The 718-nt window shown below is 35.4% G+C and carries 1 protein-coding gene; it reads left to right on the plus strand.

Annotation, left to right across the window (positions count from 1 at the left end; translation table 11 throughout):
- Positions 1 to 513: 513 nt before the first annotated feature.
- Positions 514 to 718, plus strand: a 205-nt coding sequence (locus HMPREF0083_RS28650; protein ID WP_021620030.1) for a hypothetical protein, incomplete at its 3' end; no start/stop codon positions are given.

Raw genomic sequence — 718 nt, forward strand, 5'->3', positions numbered from 1 at the left:
TATGCCCGAAAGGGCTACACAAATTAATTGCCAAGCGCTACATTTTTAGATTGCCACAAACACAATTATAAAGCTAACTAGAAAAACTGATATAAGAGTTAACAAAATAGAAGTAGCACTTTGGCCAGCTGGTACAATATTTATAACCAAAAGCAAAAATATAATTATAAACACAATTACACTAGGTTTAGTTAAAAATTTCAATGTAAACATCCTCCCCTCAAGAATAAAATGTATACTATTGCAAATGCAAAGCTACATTCAAGTATATAGGTTATTTCCACAATTGTAAAAAATTAATTAATTAATTTTACATTTTTTGGATTTATTTATATTAATTTAGAGGTGATATTTCCAATAGTAAGGGAAAAAAGTAAATGAAAAAGAAATTAGTAGTCGCTGCAACAGCATTATCATTGCTATATAAATCGCGATTAGCTTTTCTGCATGCTTATGTCTCCTGAAAATTGTCTATACGGGTGCTAAAACCAACGGACAAGGAGACGATACGTAATGAGAACGTTAAAAATCACCTGTAATCATGGCTGGACAGTCGAGGCGCTGCGCACATACGAACGTACGCTTCAAACGGTGAAACTTCGCCATCGTGTATGGCAGTTCGTCTGGTCATGGAAGGCCAGAAAGGTGTGGATGTCGCTCGGTTCCTGGGTCTTCATCGAGACAGTGTGTCTACTTATGTCAAAAATTTTACTACCGG

Source organism: Aneurinibacillus aneurinilyticus ATCC 12856 (assembly GCF_000466385.1).
GTDB lineage: Bacteria > Bacillota > Bacilli > Aneurinibacillales > Aneurinibacillaceae > Aneurinibacillus > Aneurinibacillus aneurinilyticus.